20 protein-coding genes are annotated in these 22636 nt (G+C 73.4%); 12 read left to right on the top strand and 8 right to left on the bottom strand.

The genetic code is table 11. From position 1 onward, the window contains the following. Positions 1-104 precede the first annotated feature (104 nt). From ACX9MN_RS16040 to ACX9MN_RS16010, 7 genes are all read left to right on the top strand, one after another. Entirely contained in the window at positions 105-1025 is a 921-nt protein-coding gene (locus ACX9MN_RS16040; protein ID WP_489724901.1) for a branched-chain amino acid ABC transporter permease, read from the top strand. Next, a complete protein-coding gene (locus tag ACX9MN_RS16035; protein ID WP_056524052.1) occupies positions 1022-2527 on the top strand; it encodes an ATP-binding cassette domain-containing protein in 1506 nt (501 codons plus the stop codon). Before ACX9MN_RS16040 ends, ACX9MN_RS16035 begins: the two co-directional genes overlap by 4 nt. Before the next feature lie 297 nt (positions 2528-2824). Beyond that, positions 2825-4066 (top strand): acyl-CoA dehydrogenase family protein, encoded by a 1242-nt coding sequence (locus tag ACX9MN_RS16030; RefSeq protein WP_489724900.1) that lies wholly within the window; start codon positions 2825-2827, stop codon positions 4064-4066. Next, a complete protein-coding gene (locus tag ACX9MN_RS16025) occupies positions 4063-5121 on the top strand; it encodes a phosphotransferase family protein (protein ID WP_489724899.1) in 1059 nt (352 codons plus the stop codon). The genes ACX9MN_RS16030 and ACX9MN_RS16025 overlap by 4 nt, the downstream gene beginning before the upstream one ends. Before the next feature lie 2 nt (positions 5122-5123). After that, a complete protein-coding gene (locus ACX9MN_RS16020) occupies positions 5124-5900 on the top strand; it encodes an SDR family NAD(P)-dependent oxidoreductase (RefSeq protein ID WP_489724898.1) in 777 nt (258 codons plus the stop codon). A 148-nt stretch (positions 5901-6048) separates the two neighbouring features. Further along, entirely contained in the window at positions 6049-6819 is a 771-nt protein-coding gene (locus tag ACX9MN_RS16015) for an SDR family NAD(P)-dependent oxidoreductase (RefSeq protein ID WP_427508080.1), read from the top strand. Then, a complete protein-coding gene (locus ACX9MN_RS16010; protein WP_489724897.1) occupies positions 6816-8588 on the top strand; it encodes a class I adenylate-forming enzyme family protein in 1773 nt (590 codons plus the stop codon). The genes ACX9MN_RS16015 and ACX9MN_RS16010 overlap by 4 nt, the downstream gene beginning before the upstream one ends. Here the strand turns inward: ACX9MN_RS16010 and ACX9MN_RS16005 are convergent. Beyond that, positions 8555-9169: a hypothetical protein gene (locus ACX9MN_RS16005; protein ID WP_091682476.1), complete on the bottom strand. Its 615-nt coding sequence runs from the start codon at positions 9167-9169 to the stop codon at positions 8555-8557. The genes ACX9MN_RS16010 and ACX9MN_RS16005 overlap by 34 nt on opposite strands. Before the next feature lie 282 nt (positions 9170-9451). On the opposite strand from ACX9MN_RS16005, the gene ACX9MN_RS16000 reads away from it, so the two are divergent. From ACX9MN_RS16000 to ACX9MN_RS15985, 4 genes are all read left to right on the top strand, one after another. Then, entirely contained in the window at positions 9452-9697 is a 246-nt protein-coding gene (locus tag ACX9MN_RS16000) for a ferredoxin (protein WP_020095273.1), read from the top strand. After that, the gene (locus ACX9MN_RS15995) at positions 9697-10968 is read left to right on the top strand and encodes an NAD(P)/FAD-dependent oxidoreductase (RefSeq protein ID WP_489724896.1); all 1272 of its coding nucleotides are present in this window, start codon (positions 9697-9699) and stop codon (positions 10966-10968) included. The genes ACX9MN_RS16000 and ACX9MN_RS15995 overlap by 1 nt, the downstream gene beginning before the upstream one ends. A 105-nt stretch (positions 10969-11073) precedes the next feature. Further along, a complete protein-coding gene (locus tag ACX9MN_RS15990) occupies positions 11074-12327 on the top strand; it encodes a cytochrome P450 (protein ID WP_091682479.1) in 1254 nt (417 codons plus the stop codon). 150 nt (positions 12328-12477) lie between these two features. After that, positions 12478-13566, top strand: a complete 1089-nt coding sequence (locus ACX9MN_RS15985) for a phytanoyl-CoA dioxygenase family protein (protein ID WP_447683213.1) — start codon at positions 12478-12480, stop codon at positions 13564-13566. 37 nt (positions 13567-13603) lie between these two features. Here the strand turns inward: ACX9MN_RS15985 and ACX9MN_RS15980 are convergent, their stop codons facing one another. The 5 genes from ACX9MN_RS15980 to bchO all read right to left on the bottom strand — a co-directional run bounded on the left by ACX9MN_RS15980 (position 13604) and on the right by bchO (position 19055). Beyond that, positions 13604-15343, bottom strand: coding sequence for a methyl-accepting chemotaxis protein (locus tag ACX9MN_RS15980; protein WP_489724895.1), 1740 nt, complete (start codon positions 15341-15343; stop codon positions 13604-13606). 218 nt (positions 15344-15561) lie between these two features. After that, complete coding sequence (locus tag ACX9MN_RS15975) at positions 15562-16188, bottom strand: DUF1989 domain-containing protein (RefSeq protein ID WP_056524020.1); 627 nt, start codon at positions 16186-16188, stop codon at positions 15562-15564. Between the two features lie 41 nt (positions 16189-16229). Continuing rightward, complete coding sequence (gene gntA, locus ACX9MN_RS15970; protein ID WP_489724894.1) at positions 16230-16982, bottom strand: guanitoxin biosynthesis heme-dependent pre-guanitoxin N-hydroxylase GntA; 753 nt, start codon at positions 16980-16982, stop codon at positions 16230-16232. A 295-nt stretch (positions 16983-17277) separates the two neighbouring features. After that, positions 17278-18063 (bottom strand): gamma-glutamyl-gamma-aminobutyrate hydrolase family protein, encoded by a 786-nt coding sequence (locus tag ACX9MN_RS15965; RefSeq protein WP_489724893.1) that lies wholly within the window; start codon positions 18061-18063, stop codon positions 17278-17280. Positions 18064-18146: 83 nt separating this feature from the next. Next, positions 18147-19055, bottom strand: coding sequence for an alpha/beta fold hydrolase BchO (bchO, locus tag ACX9MN_RS15960; RefSeq protein ID WP_091682484.1), 909 nt, complete (start codon positions 19053-19055; stop codon positions 18147-18149). A gap of 210 nt (positions 19056-19265) precedes the next feature. Here bchO and ACX9MN_RS15955 point away from each other — a divergent pair, with 210 nt between their 5' ends. Further along, positions 19266-19412: a hypothetical protein gene (locus ACX9MN_RS15955; RefSeq protein ID WP_020095264.1), complete on the top strand. Its 147-nt coding sequence runs from the start codon at positions 19266-19268 to the stop codon at positions 19410-19412. 31 nt (positions 19413-19443) lie between these two features. Here ACX9MN_RS15955 and ACX9MN_RS15950 read toward each other — a convergent pair whose 3' ends face one another. Then, positions 19444-21132 (bottom strand): magnesium chelatase subunit D, encoded by a 1689-nt coding sequence (locus ACX9MN_RS15950; RefSeq protein WP_489724892.1) that lies wholly within the window; start codon positions 21130-21132, stop codon positions 19444-19446. A gap of 318 nt (positions 21133-21450) precedes the next feature. After that, positions 21451-22467 carry a magnesium chelatase ATPase subunit I gene (gene bchI / locus ACX9MN_RS15945; protein WP_091980216.1) on the bottom strand — a complete coding sequence of 339 codons (1017 nt, stop codon included), beginning with the start codon at positions 22465-22467 and terminating at the stop codon, positions 21451-21453. Positions 22468-22636: the final 169 nt, after the last annotated feature.

Here is a 22636-nt window from a genome sequence, read left to right as displayed (position 1 = left end):
GCCTCCTTCGAGGCCGCTGGCGCGGCACCTCAGGATGAGGGGCGTGGGTGGGAAAGGCCTCTGCGCCGAACGAGCCGGATCGCTGCCGTGTGCGAGGCCACCCCATGAAGCTCCTCACCACCCCCGGCTTCTGGATCGCGGTCCTCGCCGTCCTGGCCGCCGCCACCCTGCCCTGGTGGGTCTCCGGCTACATCCTCGGCCTCCTGACCATCGCCTACTATTTCGGCGTGTTCTCCATGGCCTGGGACCTGCTCTTCGGCTTCGCCGGCGAGGTGAATTTCGGACCGACCTTCCTGATCGGCCTCGGGGCCTACGGCGCCGGCATCCTCAACAACCGCTACGAACTGCCGATCCCCTACTGCCTCGCGGCCGGGACCGTGCTGGCCGTGGTCGGCGGCCTCGCCCTGGCGCTGCCGGCGCTGAAGGTCCGCGGTCCCTATTTCGGGCTGATCACCCTGGTGGCGGTCCTGCTCCTGCAGAACATGATCGTGGTCTTCTCCGGCCTCACCGGCGGCGAGATCGGCCTGACCGTGCCGGATGTCATCTCCATCGACGCCGACACCAATTACTGGCTGGCGCTAGGCTTCATGGCTGTCACCGGCCTGATCCTGACCGCCATCGCGCGCTCGCCCGCCGGGCTGATCCTCCAGGCCGCCGGCCAGGATCCGGTGGTGACCGGGGCGCTCGGCTTCAACGTCGCCAAGCACAAGCTCGCGGCCTTCGCGGTCAGCGCCGCCTTCTCGGGCCTCGCGGGCGGGCTGGTGGTCTTCTACATGGGCACCGCCTCGGTCGGCACGCTGATCAACACGTCGGTGGGCGTGCAGGTGATCATCGCGGCGGTGCTCGGCGGCCGGCGCACCATCGTGGGCGCGGCGCTCGGCGCCGTGTTCCTGATCGCGGCGGGCGAGCTGCTGCGGCCGCTCGGCGGCCTCTCGACCTTCGTGGTCTCGGCGGTGGCGCTCCTCGTGATCCTGTTCGTGCCCTCGGGGCTGCTCGGCCTCGGATCGCTCCGGAGAGCCCGATGACCGTCGCCGTCGCGCCCCCGCCGGCCGTGTCGCCCGTCATGGCCGAGCCCTGCCTCACCGTGCGCGGCCTGACCAAGCGCTACGGCGGCCTCGTCGCCGTCAAGAACATCGACCTCGACCTGCGCCCGGGCGAGATCCTCGGGCTGATCGGCCCCAACGGCTCGGGCAAGTCCACCGTGATGAAGCTGATCATGGGGCTGGAGCGGCCGAGCGCCGGCTCGATCCGCCTCGACGGCACGGAGATCGGCGGCATGCCGGCCCACCGGGTGGCGCGCTCCGGGATCGGCCTCGTGTTCCAGCACGCGCGGCCGCTCCAGCGGCAGACCGTGCTGGAGAACATCAGCCTCGCGCTCCTGCCCGACAGCCTGATCCGGCTGGCGGCCGACCCCCACGTGGCGCGGCGCGCGAGGGAGATCGCCGAGCGCGTCGGCCTCGGCGCGGTCGTCGACCGGCGCCCCGGCACCCTGCCCTTCGCGGATCTCCGCCGGCTGGAGCTCGCCAAGGCCATCGCCCGCGACCCCCGGGTGGTGCTGGTCGACGAGCCCTTCGCGGGCCTGACCGGCGGCGAGGTCGCGGCCTTCTCCGAGCTGATCCGCGGCTTCCGCGACGAGGGCAAGGCCGTGCTCCTCGTCGACCACAACGTGAAGAGCGTCGCGGCCATCGTCGACCGGGTCTTCGCGATGTATCTCGGCGAGCGCATCGCCGAGGGCTCGGCCGAGTCGGTGATGGCCGACCCGACCGTGCGCCGGGTCTATCTCGGCGGCAGCATCGAGACGGCGGCCCGGCCCGAGGCGGCGTTCAAGCCCGACTCGCTGCTCACCGTCGAGGGCGTCGACGTGCTCTACGGCAAGGCGCAGGCCCTGCGCGCCGCCTCGATCCACGTCCACGAGGGTGAGTTCGTCTCGGTGGTCGGCCTGAACGGCGCCGGCAAGACCACGCTGTTCAACGCCATCTCGGGCCTCGTGCCGCACACGGGCACGATCCGGTTCGACGGCCGGGACCTCTCCCGGATGAAGCCCGCCGCCATCGCCCGGGCCGGCATCGTCCAGGTGCCAGAGACCCGGGAGCTGTTCGGCGACCTCAGCGTGCGCGAGAATCTCGACCTCGGCGGCCAGCATTTCCCGAAGGCCGAGAGCGCCAGGCAGCGCGACTGGCTCTACGAGCTGTTCCCGATCCTCAAGGACCGCGAGTCGCAGAGCGCCCGCACCCTGTCGGGCGGCGAGCAGCAGATGCTGACCATCGCCCGGGCGCTGATGATGCGCCCCCGCCTCCTGATCCTCGACGAGCCGACGCTCGGCCTCGCCCCGGTGATCCTGGAACTGCTGTCGAAGGCGCTGGAGAAGCTGCGGCAGACCACGCCGATCACGGTCCTGCTCGGCGAGCAGAACGTCACCTTCGCGCTCCCGCACGCCGACCGGGTCTACGTGCTAGAGCAGGCGCGGATCGTCTGGGAGGGACCGCCGCAGCGTTTCGCCAGCGAGATGGGATCGGCCTATCTGTGAGCGGCGGCGTGATGTGGGTCGATCGAGCGCCACGTTCGATTCGGGTCGGAGCGCGGGTCCCCTCTCCCGTGCGGGAGAGGGACAGGGTGAGGGATCAGGTCTGTCCAGAGAGGGCTCGACCTGACTGCGCGACAAGGGCGGGCTCGATCCTGTGGCTTCTCGTCCCTCACCCCAACCCTCTCCCGCACGGGAGAGGGGGCGCGTCGCGCCGTGGGTGAAGGCAATGGGAAGGCGGGCAGCCCGCGCACGCAAGCTCGGTGCGCTCGCCCGGCAGAGAAACCCTAGGGAGCGGACACCGTGGACTTCACCCTCTCCCAGTCCCAGACCCACTGGCTGACCCGCGTCCGCGCCTTCATCGCCGACGCGATCCTTCCGGCCGCCGCCGCGGTGTCGGCCGAGCGCGCGCAGAGCCGCGAACCCTCCCCCACGATGGAGCGGCTGAAGGAGAAGGCCCGTTCCGAGGGCCTGTGGAACCTGTTCCTGCCGCCCTCCGCCGAGCACGACACCGACGCCTATCGCGGCGCCGGCCTGACCAACCTCGACTACGCCCTCTGCGCCGAAGAGATGGGCCGGGTCGGGATCGCCTCGGAGGTGTTCAACTGCGCGGCGCCCGACACCGGCAACATGGAGGTGCTGCACCGCTACGGCACCGCGGCCCAGAAGGACCGGTGGCTGAAGCCCCTGATGGCGGGTGAGATCCGCTCGGCCTTCCTGATGACCGAGCCGGAGGTCGCCTCCTCGGACGCCACCAACATCAGCACGGTGATCCGCCGCGACGGCGACCACTACGTCGTCGACGGCCGCAAATGGTGGTCGACCGGCGTCGGCGACCCGCGCTGCAAGATCGCGATCCTGATGGGCAAGACCGACCCGGAGGCCCCCCGCCACCGGCAGCAATCGCAGATCCTCGTGCCCATGGACACGCCCGGGGTTCGCGTCGAGCGCCTGCTCCCGGTCTTCGGCTACGAGGACGCCCCCAAGGGCCACGGCGAGGTGGTGCTGGAGGATGTCCGGGTCCCGGCCGGGAACCTGATCCTCGGCGAGGGGCGCGGCTTCGAGATCGCGCAGGGGCGCCTGGGTCCGGGCCGCATCCACCACTGCATGCGCACCATCGGGGCCGCCGAGGTCGCGCTGGAGGCCATGGCGCGCCGTCTCGTCTCCCGGGTCGCCTTCGGCAAGCGGATCAGCGAGCAGTCGGTCTGGGAGCAGCGGGTCGCGGAGGCGCGGATCGACATCGAGATGACCCGCCTCCTCTGTCTGAAGGCGGCCGACATGATGGACAAGGTCGGCAACAAGGGCGCCAAGCTCGAGATCGCCATGATCAAGGTGGCGGCGCCCCGGGTGGCGCTGAAGGTGATCGACGACGCCATCCAGGCCCATGGCGGGGCCGGCGTCTCGGAGGATTTCGGGCTCGCCAGGATGTACGCCCATATCCGCACCCTGCGGCTCGCCGACGGGCCGGACGAGGTCCACAATCGCTCGATCGCCCGGCTCGAATTCGGGCGCTACACCAACAGAAGCGAGGCGGAGCGCGCATGAGCGACGCCGACATCTTCTCCGGCGTGAAGCCGATCGAGCCGCGCCACCGGATCGACGAGGCGCGGCTCGCCGCCTGGATGGACGGGCACGTCCGCGGCTACGCCGGGCCGCTCACCGTGCAGCAGTTCCGCGGTGGCCAGTCGAACCCGACCTACCGGCTCGACACGCCGGGCCAGGCCTACGTGCTGCGGCGCAAGCCCTTCGGCCCGCTCCTGCCCTCGGCCCACGCGGTGGAGCGCGAGTTCCGGGTGATCGGCGCCCTCTACGGCGAGGGGTTCCCGGTGCCGCGCCCCTTCGCCCTGTGCGAGGATCCCGACATCATCGGCGCGGCCTTCTACGTGATGGAGGCGGTGGACGGCGCCGTGCACTGGGACGGGGCGTTGCCCGGCCTCGATCCCCACGCCCGCCACCGGCACTATGCCGGCATGATCGCGACGCTCGCCCGGCTCCACGCCATCGACCCGGAGGCTGCGGGGCTCTCCGATTACGGCCGGCCCGGCAACTACTTCGCCCGGCAGGTCGACCGCTGGACCCGCCAGTACCGCGCCGCCGAGGACGGGCGCCTGGAGGATGTCGAGCGACTGATCGCGTGGCTGCCCCGGACGGTGCCGGAGCAGCAGGGCGCCTGCGTGGTCCACGGCGATTACCGTCTCGACAACCTGATTTTTTCCCGCGACGGCGGCGTCAGCGCGGTGCTCGACTGGGAGCTGTCGACCCTCGGCGATCCGCTGGCGGATTTCAGCTACCTGCTGATGCAGTGGGAATTGCCCGCCGACGGGCGCAGCGGGCTCGGCGGTCTCGACTTGACGGCTCTGGGCATCCCCACCCGTGACGAGGCGGTGGCGCTCTACTGCCGGGCTGCGAACCGGAAAAACCTGCCCGACCTCGACTGGTACTTCGCCTACAACCTGTTCCGGCTGGTCGGGATCCTCCAGGGCGTGGCGGCCCGCGCCAAGGCCGGCAATGCCGCGAGCGAGCACGCCGCCGCCATGGCGGCGCGCGTGCCGAAGCTCGCCGAAGCGGCCTGGCGCTTCGCCGAACGGGCGGGGGCCTGAAGATGGAGCTGTCCGGCCGCGTCGTCGCCGTCACTGGGGCCGCGAGGGGCATCGGCCGGGCGCTCGCGGTCGCGGCCAGGGCCCGGGGCGCGACGGTCGTGGCCCTCGACCGGGACGGGGAAGGGGCGGAGGCCGTGGCGGCGGAACTCGGCGGACGGGCCTTCGCGCTCGACGTCGGCGACGCCGAGGCGGTCAGTGCGGTCCTGGCGCGCATCGAGGCCGAGACCGGGCCGATCGCGCTCTACTGTTCCAACGCGGGCATCCTGGAGCGCGACCCCGATCCGGATCTGGCCACCTCCGCCGACCCGGAGAGCTGGGCGCGCGCCTTCGCGGTGAACGTGATGGGTCACGTCCACGCCGCGCGGGTGCTGGTCCCGCTCTGGCGCGCCCGCGGCGGCGGCGCGTTCCTCGGAACGGTCTCGGCGGCCGGGCTCTTGAGCCAGATCGGCAGCGCCACCTACGGGGCGACCAAGCACGCGGCGCTCGCCTTCCTGGAGCATCTCGCGATCGCCCACGCCGAGGACGGGATCCGGGTCGCGGCCCTGTGCCCGCAGGGCGTCGACACCGCCATGCTGGGGGAAGCCAGCGCCGCGTCGCGCGACGGCGTGCTGGCGCCGGAGGCCGTGGCCGAGGCCGCGTTCGACGGGCTGGCGGCGGGGCGCTTCCTGATCCTACCGCATCCGCAGGTGGCCGAGTACGCCCGCCGCCGGGCCGAGGACCCCGAGCGCTGGCTCACCGGCATGGCGCGACTGCGCCGCTCGATGCGGGTGGGGGCGTGAGGATGGGCGGCGTCCGGCGACAGCGTCCGCGGCCGGATGCGGCGCGGGTGCCCTCTCCCGCACGGGAGAGGGGGCGCGTCGCGACCTTCCTATCCTGTGGAACGAGGATCGAAGCCGTTCGCCGCTTCATCCAGCGCGGAGCCGTGCCATGTCGCTGTTCGATCTGACCGGCAAGACCGCCCTCATCACCGGCTCGTCGCGGGGCATCGGACGGGCGATCGCCCTGCGGATGGCCGAGCACGGCGCCCGGGTGGTGATCTCGTCGCGCAAGCGCGAGGCCTGCGAGGCGGTCGTGGCCGAGATCGAGGCCGCCCACGGGGCCGGCCGCGCCGTGGCGATTCCGGCCAGCATCTCGGTGAAGGAGGAGCTGGAATCCCTCGTGGCCGAGACCGAGAGCCGGCTCGGCCCGGTCGACGTGCTGGTCTGCAACGCCGCCAGCAATCCCTATTACGGGCCGCTCGCCGGCATCTCCGACGCGCAGTTCCGAAAAATCCTCGAGAACAACGTCCTGTCGAACCACTGGCTGATCCAGATGGTCGCCCCCGGCATGGTGGCGCGGCGGGACGGCGCGATCGTCATCGTCTCGTCGATCGGGGCGCTCAAGGGCTCGCCGGTGATCGGCGCCTACAACGTCTCGAAGGCCGCTGACCTCCAGCTCGCCCGCAACTACGCGGTGGAGTACGGCCCCGCCAACGTGCGGGTGAACTGCCTGTGCCCGGGGCTGATCCGCACCGATTTCGCCCGGGCCCTGTGGGAGGATCCCGAGATGCTCGCCGCCACCACGGACGCCGCGCCCCTGCGCCGGATCGGCGAGCCCGACGAGATCGCGGGTGCGGCCGTGTTCCTGGCCTCGGCGGCCGGCCGGTTCGTGACCGGCCAGGCACTCGTGATCGACGGCGGCGTGACCATCGCCCGATGAGCCCCGATCCCCGCATCCCCGCCGGCTGGCCGGCCCTGCCCTTCCGCGAGGCCGAGGCGCGGCTCACCGCCTCAGGTGGGCCCTTCGCCATCGCCACGGTGCCGATCCGGGGTGTGCCGACCCGGATCTGGGAGAAGGCACCGCCGACGCTGGGCGATCTGTTCCGGATCGCGCGCGGCCACGGGGACAAGACCTTCGTGGTCTACCAGGACGAGCGCGTGACCTTCACGGGTTTCGCCCGCGCCGCGACCGCCCTGGCGCGGGCTCTGGTCGAGGCCGGCGTGCGCAAGGGCGACCGGGTCGCCATCGCGATGCGCAACCTGCCCGAATGGCCGGTGAGTTATTTCGGCGCGCTGCTCGCCGGCGCCATCGCCACGCCGCTCAATGCGTGGTGGACCGGGCCCGAACTCGCCTACGGCCTGCAGCATTCCGGGGCGCGGGTGCTGATCGCCGACGGCGAGCGCTTCGACCGGATCGCCCCGCACCTGCGCGAATGCCCGGCCCTGGAGCGGGTCCTCACCACCCGGACCGCGCCGGACCCCCGGGCGACGCCGCTCACCGACATCGTCGGCCGGGTCCACGACTGGGGCGCCCTGCCCGACCTGCCCCCGCCGGACATCGCCCTCGACCCGGAGGACGACGCGACGCTGTTCTACACCTCCGGCACGACCGGCAAGCCCAAGGGGGCGGTCGGCACCCACCGGGCGGCCGCCACCACGGTGATGGCCTACCCCTACTCGGCGGCGCGCAGCGCCCTGCGCCGGGGCGAGGCGCCGCCGAAGCCCGACCCGGCCGCGCCGCAGCGGGCGGCGCTGCTGGTGATCCCGCTGTTCCACGTCACCGGCTGCCACGCGAGCCTGGGGGCGGCCCTATACGGCGGCCACCGCCTCGTGATGATGCGCCGCTGGGACGCGGGCGCGGCCCTCGACCTGATCGAGCGGGAGGGCTGCACCAGCGCGGGCGGCGTGCCGACCATCGCGTGGCAGCTCGCCAACGCGGCCCGGGAGGCCGGCCGGCCGCTGCCGACCCTCGAGGGCGTCACCTACGGCGGCGCCCCGGCCGCCGGCGACCTCGTGCGGGCGCTGGGCGAGGCCCTGCCGCGGGTCGTCCCGGGCACCGGCTGGGGCATGACCGAGACCTCGGCGACCTTCACCCACCACCAGGGCGAGGATTACCTCGCCCACCCGGAATCCTGCGGACCGCCCCTGCCGGTCTGCGAGGTGCGGATCCTCGATCCCCTCGGGCAGGATCTGCCGCCGGGCAGCGTCGGCGAGCTGTGCGTGAAGGGCCCGAACGTGGTCCGCGGCTACTGGGACGACCCGGCCGCCACCGCGGAGGTCCTCTCCGAGGGCTGGCTGCGCACCGGCGACCTCGCCCGCGCCGACGAGGAGGGCTTCCTGACCATCGTCGACCGGATCAAGGACATGCTGATCCGCGGCGGCGAGAACATCTACTGCTGCGAGGTCGAGAACGCCCTCTACGCGCACCCGGACGTGATCGACGCCGTGGTGCTGCCGGTGCCCCACCCGACGCTGGGCGAGGAGCCGGGCGCCATCGTGGTGCTGGCCGAGGGCGCCGAGACCGATCCGGAGGCGATCCGCGCCTTCGCGGCCGAGCGGCTCGCGGCGTTCAAGGTGCCGGTGCGGATCGAGATCTGGGACGGGCTCCTGCCCCGCAATCCCGCCGGGAAGATCCTGCGGGCGCCCCTGCGGGCGGTGTTCGCGGCGGGCTCAGCTCAGAACGGCTCGCCCTCGTCGTCCGGGCGATAGACCCGCAGGGTCCGGCCATCGGGGAACTGCACCGTCCGGCGGTGGACCACGACGTAGCCGGCGGCCTGGGCGCTGCTCAGGCGGTCGAGGCGGTCGTCGGTGTAGCCCTGGGTGTAGCCCTGGGCGTAACCCGGCTCGTAGGCGTAGCCCGGCCCGTAATTGTAGGCCCGGTAGCGGGCGTAGCCCTCCGGGGGCGGCGGCGCGGCGGCGAAGGCCTGCGGGGCGGCCCGGACGGACCGGACCGGTGTCGCGGCGACGCGGGCCCGGCGCGGCGCGGCGGCGATCCGCTTGGGCGCCACCGCCGCGCGGGCGGCCTTCCGCTCCGGCGCGCGTCGCACCGCCACGGCCTTCCGCCGGGCGGGGGCCGGCCGAGTCTCGGTCGCGGCGGCGGGGGTCGCGGTGGGGGCCGACGCGGACGGCGCCGGTGCGGCGGCCTTCGTGTCCGTGGCCGGCGCCTTCGGGGACCCGGCCTTGTGGGCCGGCGGATCCGTCCATGTCGTGGCGACGGATTCGGCGGAGGCGCCGCCGATCCCGAGGACCAGCATGAGGGCGGCGAGGCTCGTTCGCGCACCGTGCGGCATGGCGCCCTCCTGTCATCGCGGGGTTTCGGACAGATCCGCGGAGCAGCGCGACAATAGATCGAACCGCTGCGCAGGGGAATCGCGTCGCTGCATTTCCACCAGGATCGCCGAAACACGTTTAATACGGATGACGCTCGGCGCCGGACGCGGCCGAGCCGTCCGACGACCGGTCGCGGGGTACGGCGCGCGACGTGCCCCGCGCCGTCCCCCGCGCCGTCCCCCGCGACGTCCCCCGCGACGAGAGCCCGCGGAACCCGCGGCGCCGCGCGCGGTTGCCCCGCCATGTCCGCCCCTGCCGATGCGTCCTCCGGCCCCCCGCCCGGCCTGCGGGTGAGCGTCGATCTCAACCTGTGCCAGGCCTATGCCCAGTGCTGCTACGCGGCGCCGCGGCACTTCCGCATCGAGGGGCACGAGGCCCTGTTCTACGATCCCGCCCCCGCCGCGCGGGACCGGGACGACATCGAGCGGGCGCGCGTCGCCTGCCCGGTCCAGGCGATCCGGGTCGAGGATCCGGAGCGGGGCGCCTGATGGCGCGCGATTCCGAGCGCGTCCTGATCGTCGGCGCCGGCCTCGCGGCCCTGCGCGGGGCCGAGGCCCTGCGCGAAGCGGGCTTCTCCGGCCCGCTGACGATCGTCGGCGACGAGCCGCACCGGCCCTACGACCGGCCGCCGCTCTCGAAGCACGTCCTCACCGGCGCGATCCCCGCGGAGGCCACGACCCTGCCGGGGGTCGGCGCCCTCGCGGCGGAGTGGCAGCTCGGCAGCGCGGCGCGGCGCCTCGACAGGCAGGCGCGCACGGTCGGCCTCGCGGACGGGCAGATCCTCCCCTACGACCGCCTGCTCATCGCCACCGGCACCCGCGCCCGGCCCTGGGCGAACCCGCACGAGGGCCGCCTCGCCGGCGTCTTCACCCTGCGCGGGCGGGACGACGCCGCCGCCCTGCGGCGGGCGCTGGCCGCCGGCCCCAACCACGTGCTGGTGATCGGCGCCGGCTTCATCGGCTGCGAGGTCGCGAGCCTGTGCCGGCAGCTCGACCTGCCGGTCACCCTGGTCGAGCCCGGCCCGACGCCGCTGGCCCGCATCCTCGGCAGCACCGTCGGGACGTTCATCGGCGCGATCCACGAGGGCCACGGGGTCGCGCTGCGCTGCGGCCGCGAGGTCGAGTGGCTGGAGGGTCGGGACGGCCGGCTGGTGCGCGCCCACTTGGTCGACGGCAGCAGTCTCCCGGCCGACGTCGCCGTCATCGCCCTGGGGGCCGTGCGCAACACCGAGTGGCTCGACGGGTCCGGCCTGTCGGCGGATCCGGGCGGGGTCGATTGCGACACGCGCGGCCACGTCCTCGATACCGAGGGCCGGCCCGACCCGCACATCGCCGCCGCCGGCGACGTGGCGCGCTTTCCCCACCCCCTCTACGACGGCCGGCGCGTCGCCCTGGAGCACTGGAGCCACGCGGTGGCGCAGGGCGTCCATGCCGGCCGTCTGCTCGCCGGCGCGGAGCCTGAAGTCCCTTACGGCGCCCTACCGACCTTCTGGTCGACGCAGGGCGACCTCGTGGTGAAATCCGTCGGCCTGACCGAGGGCGCCGACGCGGTGGCGATCACGCAGGGCGATCCGGCGGCCGGCCGCTTCGTCGCCACCTACGGCCGCGACGGGCGCTGCATCGCGGCGGTCGCGGTGGATTCCGCCCGCTGGCTGCCGGCCCATGCCGAGCTCGTGGAGGCTCGCGCGCCGTTCCCGCCCGAGGACGCCGCGACCGACCGGCCGAAGCGCGTCACGGTCCACGAGCCGGGCTTTCCGTAACGCGTCGGGAAACGGAACCGGCCCATCGGGCGAAGCCTTTGTCGTTGCAGCATCTTTCCCGAGGGCCGGTGGTCGCCATCCGGGTCGATGCGTGAAGGAGACCGCATGCCCGACGCCACCCTCCTCGACCAAGTCAAGGACTTCGCCAACCGGCCGAATCCCTATCCGGTCTACGCGAAGCTGCGGGAGAATCCTGTCTCGCGCCAGGACGACGGCACCGAGGCGGGCACCTGGGTGGCGGCGACCCACGGCACCATCGCGCGCCTGCTGCAGGACCCGCGGGTCAGCTCCGAGACCCTGCCCCCGGCCGACCGGCCGCGCACCGGCAACCCCCTCACCGACCTGATCGTCAAGCCGCTCAAGGACTGGATGATGGACCGGCACCGGGTCTTCATCTTCCGCGATCCGCCGGACCACGACGCCCTGCGCTCGGCGGTGATGCACCAGTTCTCCCGCGAGCGCGTCCAGGCGATGCGCGCCCGCTCCGACCGGCTGGTGGCCGACCTGCTCAACGAGAAGTGCGGTGCCCGGGAGATCGACGCGGTCGACGACCTCGCCTACCCGCTGCCCGTGACGGTGATCTGCGAGCTGTTCGGCGTGCCCCGGGAGGACGAGCCGAAATTCCACGGCTGGGCGACGCAGCTCGCCACCGCGCTGGAGCCCGACAGCCTGTCCGACCCCGAGATCCGCGCCGCGAACAGCCGGACCTTCGACGCGATCGGCGGCTACATGGGCGACCTGATCAGGGAGAAGCGCAGGCACCCGCAGGACGACATGCTGTCGGGCCTCGCCAACCACGCCACCCCGGCCGGCGTGAAGATGGGCGATTACGACCTGATCGCCACCTCGATCCTGATGCTGGTCGCCGGGCACGAGACCACCGTGAACCTGATCACCAACGGCCTGCTGACCCTGCTGCGGCATCCGGACGAGCTGGAGCGCCTGCGTCAGGACCCGCTCCGGGCCCCGCGGCTGATCGAGGAACTGCTCCGCTACGAGCCGCCGGTGCAGTTCCGGACGCGGCGGACGCTGTCGCCCATCGACATCGCCGGTGTCACGATCCCCGAGGGGGCCGATCTCGTGCTGCTGCTGGCCTCCGGCAACCGCGACGCGGCCGTCTTCCCCGATCCCGACCGGTTCGACCCGGACCGCAGCGGGACCCGCCATCTCGGCTTCGGCGGCGGCCTGCACTACTGCGTGGGCGCGCCGCTGGCCCGGTTCGAGGCCGAGGCGGCGCTCACCGCCCTCGCCCGCCGGCTGAAGGCGCCGCGCCTGGTCGAGGACCCGCCACCCTACCGGCCGGGCGCCGCCCTGCGCGGCCCGGAGCACCTGCGGGTGGCGATCGACGGGATCGCCTGAGCCGCGGGCGGACCGGACGGCCAACCCGAGCATCGATGAGACCGCCGACGCGACGAAGACGAAAGTCCGTCGCCGTAAAGTTGTTTGCCTCGCTAAAGTCGCGATCGTCCGGCCTGGTTACGCTGGAGACGGAACCGGCGGGTTGAGACGATGGCTCAGGGGTTTGCGCGCGCTGCATCGCTGGCGCGCACGGTGGGGACCACGGTGCGCAACCTCGCCCTCGGGCGCGACGACGTCCCGCCCCTCGCGCCCCACCTGCCGCCCGCGCCGTCCCACACGGTCGACGCCGACATCCCGGTCGATATCGGCTGCATCAAGGTGTTCCGGGCCGAGAGCTTCCCGGAATCCGGGCCGAGCCCCTGGCTCGACCAGCCGGACGCCCTCGACATCGTCGCGCGCCGCGTCGCGCGCCGGGAGATCACGCCCCGGCAGGCCGAGATCTGCCGGTCCTGGGTGGAGCACGGCTACTACGTCCTGCGCGGCGCGATCGATCCCGACACGATCGACGAGGTCTGGGCCGCCTACGAGGCCGCGATCGCCGGCGGCGACCTGACCCTCGCCCCCGAGAAGGCGGCGCCGGACGATCCCCATCCGGGCCGCTACCTCAACCCGCACCTGAAGGTCGAGGCGATCGACCGGCTGCTGAAGCACCCCGTGCTGATGAACTTCAGCAGCATGGTGCTGGGCCGCCCCGCGATCCCGTTCCAGACCATCGCGTCCCACAAGGGCAGCCAGCAATCCGAGCACTCGGACTCGATCCACATGACCACCTACCCGCTCGGCTACCTGGCCGCCTGCTGGGTCGCCATGGAGGACATCCACGCGGATGCGGGGCCGCTGGTCTACTATCCCGGCACCCACCGCCTGCCGTACCTGTTCAGCCACGACGTCGGCATCACCACGGACGAGTTCCGCGAGCGCGGCTACGGTGCCTATTCCGAGCGCTACGAACCGGCGATCAAGCAGGAGATCCGGGAGCACGGGGCGACGCCGGCCTACTTCACGGCGCGCAAGGGCGACGTGCTGTTCTGGCACGCGAACCTGCTGCACGGCGGTTCCGCGCGGGCCGACATGCAGCGCTCCCGCAAGGCCCTGGTGCACCACTACTTCGCGGAAGGCTGCATCTGCTACCACGACCTCTCGGCGACGACGTCGGCGGTGCACGGCCCCGTCGAGAGCCTGCCGACCTGCGGCGCGTCGAGCCCCGACATTGCGATGCGCGAGCGGATCAGCCTGTAAGGGTGCGGGGTCGCCGGGCGGTCCGGCGACCCCGCCCTCAGGCGGCCTTCACGGCGGCCAGGAAGGTCGTGACCTCCTGGCCGAGGCTCGTCGAGTAGCGGGCCAGCTCCTGCGCGGCGCTGAGCACCTGGTCGGAGGCCGCGCCGGTCTCGCGGGCCGCCTGCCGGACGTCGGCGATGTCGGTGCTCACCGCCTGGGTGCCCTGCGCCGCCTGGGTGACGTTGCGGACGATCTCGCTCGTCGCCGCGCCCTGCTCCTCCATGGCGGCGGCCACGCTGAGCGCCACCGTGCGCATCTCGTCGATCGTGCCGCCGATCGTCCGCATCGACTCGACCGCCTGCCGCGTCTCGTTCTGGATGGCGGCGATCTGCGTCGCGATAGTCTCGGTCGCCCGGGCCGTCTGCGAGGCCAGCGCCTTCACCTCGCCCGCCACCACGGCGAAGCCCTTGCCGGCCTCGCCGGCGCGCGCGGCCTCGATGGTGGCGTTGAGGGCCAGCAGGTTGGTCTGCCCGGCGATCCCGGCGATCAGGCCCATCACCTCGCTGATCTGGTCCGTGCCGCGGGCGAGCACCTGCATCAGGGCGTTGGTCTGGGCCACGTCCGTGCCGGCCCGGTCGGCCATCGCCGAGGACTGGGCGACGCGGGCCGCGATCTCGTTGATCGAGGCGGCCATCTCCTCGCTGGCCGCCGCCACGGTCTGCACGTTGCTGGAGGTCTGCTCGGAGGTCGCGGCGACGCGCACCGACTGGTCGGTGGTCCGCGCGGCGGTGCGCGTCATCTCCCGGGCCGTGGCCTCCATCTCCACCGCGGCCGCCGACAGGCCCTGCGTCAGCGCGCTGACCTGCGCGTCGAACCGGGCGGTGACCGTGTCGAGCATCTGGGCGCGGCGCATCTTCGCGTCGTTCTCCGCGACGGCGGCCGCGTCGGCGTCGCGCTTGGCGATCAGGGCGTCCTTGAACACCTGGACGGCGCGCGCCATGGCGCCGACCTCGTCGCCGCGGCGCTGGTCGGCGACCATCACCGCGAGGTCGCCGTCCGCGAGGCCGCGCATCGCCGCGGTCAGGCGGGTGATCGGGCGCGACAGGCCGTTGCCGACGAGCAGGAGCAGCGCCAGGATCGGCAGGGCGAGGCCGGCGGACCAGAGGCCGATGGTGATCGCGCGGTCGCGCACGGCCGCGTGGACGTCGTCCCGGTACAGGCCGGTGGCGACGATCCAGCCCCACGGCTTGAACATCTGCACGCTCGCGACCTTCTCCACCGGCACGGACCCGCCGGGGCGCGGCTTCATGTAGTCGACGAAGCCGGAGCCGTCGCGCTTGGCGGTCTCGACCATCTCGGCGAAGTAGCGCTTGCCGCCGGGGACGTCGGTCTGGTCCACCACCTGCTTGCCGACGTTCTTGGCGTTGAAGGCGTTGGCGATCAGGTAGCCCCGGTCGTCGAGGACGAAGAAGTAGTCCTCGCTGCCGAAGCGCAGGGCGGTGATCGCCGCGAGCGCGGCCTTCTGCGCGTCGGCGACGGGCATCTGGCCTGTCCGGGCCTGCGCCTCGTAGTGGACGAGCAGGCTCTGCGCGACCTCGGTCAGACGCTTGGTCATCAGCGCGCGGTCCTCGAGCGCCGAGCCGCGCATGTCGAGGAAGCTCAGGGCGCTGAGGGCGCCGATGGCCAGGAGCACCAGGGCCATCACGGCCGCGAGCTTGTGGCGAAGCCGGAGATCGGCGAGGCGCTGCCACGGCGCGGCACGGTCGGCGGGCGGGCGGCTGGTCTGCGTGGGGGTCATCCGAGCACCGGAAGAGGGGGCCTGCGGCCGGCGGGGACTCGCCGTGGGCGCCGTACGGCCTCAACCTCGTGCATTCGGGTTAGTAAATCGCAAAGACCTGCGGCCGTTCGCCGGCAGTCAGCGGGCGAATATCGATGTCAAGTCATTGAATGCGATACAGTCTACAGCTTTACATGGATCAATATCGGGATCGGGCCGGGGCTTTTGAGGGCCCGCAGCTAGGCGCTCACGCTGTAGTGGATCGGCTTGAAGCTGCCGTTGTTCGACTGCAGGGCCGAGCAGGCGGTGAGCCCGATGATCAGGTCGGTCTCGGCCACGAACACGATCCGGTCCCCCGCCCGGCTGAGGGGCGGCGCCACGGTGAGCGCCCCGGTCGCGCCGTCGATCGGCACGTTCATGAAGCAGTTGAACGCCACCGGGATCGCGTCCGGCGCGATGCCGTAGGGTGCGAGCGCCGCCGCGAGGTTGCCGAAGCAGCCGCGATGCGGGTTCGCGTCGCCGTAGATGATGCGGAACGTGTCGGCCGAGCACGGCGTCAGCAGGAAATCGTGCCGGCCGACCGTATCCTCGAGGATCCGCAGCAGGATCTTCGAGCGGTTGGAGTAGAGCGGGTCGCCGGTGGTGAGGTAGATCCGGCTGGCGTAGTCGAGGGTCCGGCCCGACGAGATCACCTCTCCCGTATCGTGGCGGTTGAAGGCGAGGAGGTCGGCCACCTGCTCCCCGCACGGGTCGATCACCGTGAGGCGCTGGCCCCGGTCGAGGGTGAAGGCGACGCCGGAGCGCGGCGCGATCGTCTGCACGTCGGCCTGGCACAGGGTGGGTTGGCACAGGGTGGGTTGGCACATGGGGGTGGCTCGCTCCGTACGGGGGACCGGATCCGACCGGCTCAGGCGCCGCTGCCCGGCAGCCCGCAATCGAAGGGCAGGGCTGGCGGGTTCCAGTCCCGGGCCTCCGGGGCCGATGCCGGCCGGCCCTTCATCGGGCAGCGCCAGTCCGCGTCGACCGCGCGGCCGCTGTACTGGCGCGCCTCCGAGGCCTCGCCGTGGCGCGCCAGCATCGGGTTCACGCTGCCGGCGAGGGCCTCGTCGCGCTCCAGGATCGCGGCGCGCAGCTTCTCGTAGCGTCCCTCCGCCCGCAACCGCTCGAACTGCGCGTGCAGGTTGAAGACCAGGACCGGCGACGAGAAGCGCCGCGCCGGCCGGCTCGCCTGCGGGTGCAGCCCGACGACGAAGAACGCCTCGCCGCCGAAGCTCAGGGAGAAGTGGGGGTTGTCGGGATCCTCGGCCACGCGGGCATCGTGGGGCTGGCCGAGCCAGGCGTCCTTGTCGGTCAGGGATTGCGCGCGCGCCCAGAGGTTGTGCTCGAACGCCTCCTCCGAGAGGTCGCCCGGCCCCTCGAACACGACCGCGAAGCTCTGGAACAGGTCGGGCTGCTCCCGGTACTGCGCCACGAAGGCGAGCAGCGCCGGGTAGATCCGCATGTCGTCCCAGCCCGAGGTGATGTCCCGGGCCACCACGATCCGCATCCGCCCGCGGGACAGGGCCGACTTGGCGCCCACGCAGGGGAAGGGCGGGTTCCGGATGAAGTCGCGGAAGGCCTCGGCACGGGGGTGCTCTCGGTCGTCGCGGGGGAGATGCATGCAGGGCCTACCCGGTCTCTGCGCGGCCGGCCTCCACGCGAGGCGGCCGCTGTTCGGGACTCCGGGAACACCACCGGGAGGCCACTGTTCCGTCCTGCGACAGGTCGTCCGGGGGATAAGGTGAATCCGGCCGCGTGTGGCCAAGATCTGTGCGGATGGGTGGCCAATATTCCGTGGATCAGCGCCAGCGAATAAACATAGATTAAGTCCGGAAAGACTCCCGGTGTCGGCGGTGTGCCGGCGCTGTGCTGCCGCGCGCGGCCTCTGCACTGGGCCGTCCCAGCGCGCGAGCGGCTCATCCCCGGCCGGCCCGCCGCGCCCGGTGCCGCGTCGCCGCCGCGGCCCCGAAGGCCTCGAACAGCGTGCGGTTGATCGGGTTGGTCGCCGGATCGTGCTCGGCGTGCCACTGGACGCCCAGCGCGAAGCCCGCCGCGTCGCGGACGCGGATCGCCTCGACCGTGTCATCCTCGGCGAGGCCCTCGATCACGATCCGGCCGCCCGGCTCCAGGATGCCCTGGCCGTGCAGGGAGTTCACCCGGATCGTCTCGCGCTCCAGGAGGCGGGCGAAGGCGCCCCCGGGCGTCAGCCGGACCTCGTGACGGTCGGCGAAGATCAATTCCAGGTCCGGGTGGATCTCGCCGTTCGCGAGGCGCGGCATGCGGTGGTTGAGCCGGCCCGGCAGATCGCGGATCTCCGGGTGCAGGCTGCCCCCGAAGGCGACGTTCATCTCCTGGAAGCCGCGGCAGATGCCGAACAGCGGCACGCCCCCTGCCACGCAGGCCTCGATCAGGGGCAGCGCCACGGCGTCGCGATCCTCGTCGTAGGGCTCGTGCGCCGCGCAGGGCTCGGTGTTGAAGCGCGCCGGATGGACGTTGGCGCGGCCTCCCGTGAGCAGGACGCCGTCCACGGTGTCGAGGAGGTCCCCGAGGTCGGTGATCGTCGGGACGGCGGCGAACATCAGCGGCAGGGCGCCGGCCACCGCGGCGACCGCCCGCATGTTGTTCTCGCCGCCGATCTGCGCCGGGAAGCGGCTGTCGATCAGGCGCGCGTTGCCGATGACGCCGATCACGGGTCTCGCCATCGTTCCGGCCGCTCCTCGATCCTGCCCTGCCCGCCGCGGCAGGCTCTACGACCCACGCAAGGCCGGCGCCAGTCCCGTCCGGCTCACGGCGGCGACAGAACGCCCGCGTCCGAAGCCTCGGCGCGGAGCACCTCGGCCACGCGCTCCGGCGCCTCCTCGTGGGCGAGGTGGCCCAGCCCCCGGATCAGGCGGACGCGGGCGTCGGGCATGCGGTCGCGCAGGGCGAAGGCGGTGTCCGGCAGGATGGCCTTGTCGTCGCCGCCGACGATCAGCAGGGTCCGGGTGGCGAGGCCGGGCAGCGCCCGGTGCAGCCCGGCGAGATCCCAGTTCGCCATCATGCCCAGCGCCCCGCGGACATGGCCGGCCCGGGCGAAGAGCCGCCGGTAGAGGTCGACCCCCTCCGGGTCGAGGCGCGATCCGGTCCCCTCGATCAGGCGCTTGGCCGCGGACCGGTCCGCCGTCCAGGCGAAGATCCGGGGGGTGAAGGGGTTGAGGAACAGGAGGCGCGCCATGCTGGGGAACAGCAGGTTCGCCGCCCCCGGCAGCGGCGCGAGAGCGCCGTTGAAGGCCGCCAGCAGCCGGGGCGCGATGGTGCCGTCGAGGCACATCCGCGCGAGGACGGCGGCGCCGGCCGAGTGGCCCGCCGCCAGGACCGGCGGCCGGCCGAGCGCCGCAACGAGGCCCGCCACGGCCCGGGCCATGCCGGGCAGCGACAGGTCGGCGTCGGGCAGCGGGTCCGTGAAGCCGTGGCCCGGCAGGTCCGGGGCGATCACGGAGAAGTCGCGCGCGAGGAGCGGCGCCAGCCCGCGCCACGAATGCGTGGCCGCCCCGGTCCCGTGCAGGAGCAGCAGCGTCGGGGCGTCCGGAGACCCGTATTCCTGGACGTGCCAGCGGAGGCCGGCCGCCTCCACGAAGCGGCTGGCCTCCCGATGGGGCCAGTCCCGGCCCTCCACGGCCCAGTCGGGCCGGTCCGCATCGAAGCCGGTCAGCATGCGCGCGTATCCTGCACTGCGGCATGGTCGGACGATCCGGGGGCGACGGCGGCGCTATCGTTCATGGCCGGAAGTATTTCGTAGCACTGAACAATCCTATGCGGCGGCCGCATGCCACCGGTGAGCGGAGACCGATTGCTGCGCTGCAACAGCAACGGCATATCTCGGGCGAGCAAGAACAAGACGCGTCCACCAACTCCGGAGAAGGTCATGATCCTCTTCACCTCCTCGACCCAGAACATCGCCGCTCCGGTCTCCGGCGGCTGGAGCCTCAAGGCCATCGTCCGCGAGATGCTGAGCTCCTGGCTCGCCCACCACCAGCGCCTCGCCGACAGCGGCATCGGCGGCGACCTCTGACACCCTGTCGCGGGGGTGACGGGCGCGGCGCTCAGAGCGCCGCCCGCACCGCCGCGCTGAGCTGACCGGCCTCGGCCCGGGGCAGCTTCAGGTAGCGGGCGCCCATCGCGTCCGCCACCGAACGGGCCTCGTCGCCCCGCGTGCCGGTATCGACCACGAGGGCCGGCAGCCCGGCCGCACGCAGGGCTCGGGCCGCCTGCAGCGCCTCCGCGCCCGCCCGGGCCCGTCCCCCCTCCCCCGACCGCGCGACGTTGGCGCGCCCGTCGGTCAGCAGCACGATCGCCGGCCGGCTGCCGCCGCGGCGCACGCCCAGAGCCACCGCGACCGCGGCGTCGATCCCCGCCGCGAGCGGCGTCCCGCCCCCGCCCGGCAGTCCCGAGAGCCCGCGCTTGGCGCGGGTGAGCGACCGAGTCGGCGGCAGAACGAGATCCGCGCCGGCGCCGCGGAACGCCACCAGCGCCACCCGGTCCCGCCGGACATAGGCCTCCGCCAGCAGCAGCTCGACCGCGCCCTTGGCCTCCGCCAGCCGCTCCAGGGCGGCCGAGCCCGAGGCGTCCACGCAGAACACCGTGGTGGTCTCGGTCCGCTGCTTGAGGATCCGGATCCGCAGATCGTCCCGCCGCACCACGATGCGGCGCGTCTCCCCCTCTACTCTGCGGATGGCCTGCCAGGGCGCCGCCGCCCGCAGGGTGGCGAGCAGGTCGAGCCGTCCCCGCCGCGGGTCGCCCCTCCGGCTGCCCACGGGGCGGCCGGTGCGGGCCGAGGCCGCCTGCCCGACCCGGCCGGCCTTCGCGGCCGGGAGACGCTGCGCGCCCGCCAGAAGCTGGTCGAGGAGGTTCGGCGGGATCGCGGCGCGCACCGCCTCCAGCACGACGTCGTCGGGCGCCTCTGCGGCCGGACCCGACGCCTCCTCCGCGTCGTTCGGCTCGGGCGGCTCCGCCGGCGCCTCCGCGGTCTCGGGGACGGGCTGCTCCGGTGCGGGCAGGCGCGTCGCCCGCGGCGCCAGGACGAGGCGCCCGGCCGCCACGATCGCCCCCTGGCCGATCGGCCCGTCTCCCGCGAGGGCGCGCGCCACGCGCGCCGCCAGGATCGGACCGCGCAGCGACGCGATCCCGAAGGCCTCGGCCAGGGCGCAGAGGCGCCCGACCGGGTCGGGCTCCGGCGCGCCCGGGGCGGGCTCCGGCTCGGCCGCCGCGGCGTCCGCGAGGCCGAGCCCGCTCAGGTCCAGCCGGAAGGCGAGGCGATCGGCCAGCGCCTCGGCGACCGTCTCGTCCGCCACGCCCTCGTCGAGGAGGATCAGGCCGAACCGGGCGCCGCGGTCCGAGACCGTGCCGGTGTCGAGGGCGGCGGCGAGCCGCGACGCGGTGCCCGGCGGCAGACGCTCGGCCATGGGGACGACGACGATCCCGCCATCGGCCTCCGCCAGCAGGCCGGCCCGCGCGACGGGGCGGCCCGCCGCCAGGGTCGCGGCGAGATCCAGGCCGCCGAGCAGGCCGTCGTCGCCGATGCCGGGCGGCAGGCGCCGCCAGGGCGTTCCCGGGGGCAGCGCCGCCCGCACGCTGTCGAGCCAGCGCTCGCGCACGGGCCCGGCGGGGGCCCGCAGCACCGCGCCGCCGAGTCCGTGCGGGTCCGCGGCGAGAAGCCGGGCGGCCAGGCGGGCATCGGCCCAGGCGCAGGTCGGTGTCCCTCCCTGCTCTGCGGGACGGCGATGTTCAGGCATCGGCTCGAGCGGGGCGCGACAGGGCCCCGCTCCCGAGCGGGTGCCGAGGGTCGGACACGTCCATCGGACCGCGACGCGGGCGACGGAGCGCGACCGGCCCCCTACCCCGGGCGGGAGAGGGTCGGGGTGCGGGATGCGGAGTTCCAGGACTGAGCAGACGCGCGCGACGCGTTCGGGCCGCGCCTCGTCCGGCCGGTCCCCGTCCTCCACCCTGTCCCTCGCCCGCACGGGAGAGGGGCCCCGCGCTCCGTTCCGCGCCGACTCGGCCGGAGCCGCGCGATGAACGCCCTGGCGGTCGGGGCGCGCGCAGCGGCGCCGTCACGCGAAGACCTCCGCCAGCGCCCGCTCCACCCGGGCGGTGGATCCGGATTCGTCGAGCGGGTTGCGGCGCAGCCGGTGGCGCAGGGCGGCCGGGGCGATGCGCCGGAGGTGATCGTCGGTGACCATCGCGGCGCCGTCGAGCGCCGCGAGCGCCCGGGCCGTGCGCATCAGGGTCAGTTCCCCGCGCAAGCCATCCGTTCCGAGGGCGAGGCAGAGCCGCGCCGCGCGCTCCAGGGCGGCATCCGGCACGGTGACCGATGGCAGGCGCTCCCGTGCCAGCAGGATTCTTTTTTGAATCTTTCGCTCTTCGCCTTCACGGGCGGCACAGAACCCCTCCGGGTCGCGCTCGTAGGCGTCGCGGGCGCGCACCACCGCGATGCGGGTGGGGATGTCCCTCGGCGTCGCGACCTCGCAGGCCAGCCCGAACCGGTCGAGGAGCTGCGGCCGCAGCTCCCCCTCCTCCGGGTTGCCGGAGCCGACGAGGACGAACCGCGCCGGGTGGCGGAGCGACAGGCCCTCGCGCTCGACCGTGTTGACGCCGGAGGCCGCCACGTCGAGCAGGAGGTCCACGAGGTGGTCCTCGAGGAGGTTGACCTCGTCGATGTAGAGGAAGCCGCGGTTGGCCCGGGCCAGCAGCCCCGGCTCGAAGGCCTTCACGCCGGCGCCGAGCGCCCGCTCCAGGTCGAGGGTGCCGACCACCCGGTCCTCGGTGGCGCCCAGCGGCAGGTCCACCACCGGCACCGGTTTTTTCTCGGACTTTCTCCGCGCGCCCGGCAGGCTCGCGCAGTGCGGACAGGCTTCTGCGGGACTTTCGGGATCGCAATTGTACGGGCAGCCGACCACCGCCCGCATCGGCGGCAGCAGGGCGGCCAGCGCCCGGATCGCCGTGGACTTGCCGGTGCCGCGGTCGCCGAAGACCAGCACGCCGCCGACCGCCGGGTCCACCGCCGCGATCAGCAGCGCCTGGCGCATCTCGTCCTGGCCGACGATGGCCGAGAAGGGGAAGGTGGGCACGCGATGACTCGATGCTGCGGGGGCATCCAACCCACCCCCTCATCCTGAGGTGCCGCAGCGCAGCGGAGGCCTCGAAGGAGGTCTCCAGAAGACGTGCGATGGCTGGAGGCCTCCTTCGAGGCCCGCTGACGCGGGCACCTCAGGATGAGGGCGAAGGTGGGAGAAGGGA

Source organism: Methylobacterium sp. 1A, from assembly GCF_058072805.1.
This window is presented reverse-complemented; position numbering and strand designations above follow the sequence as displayed.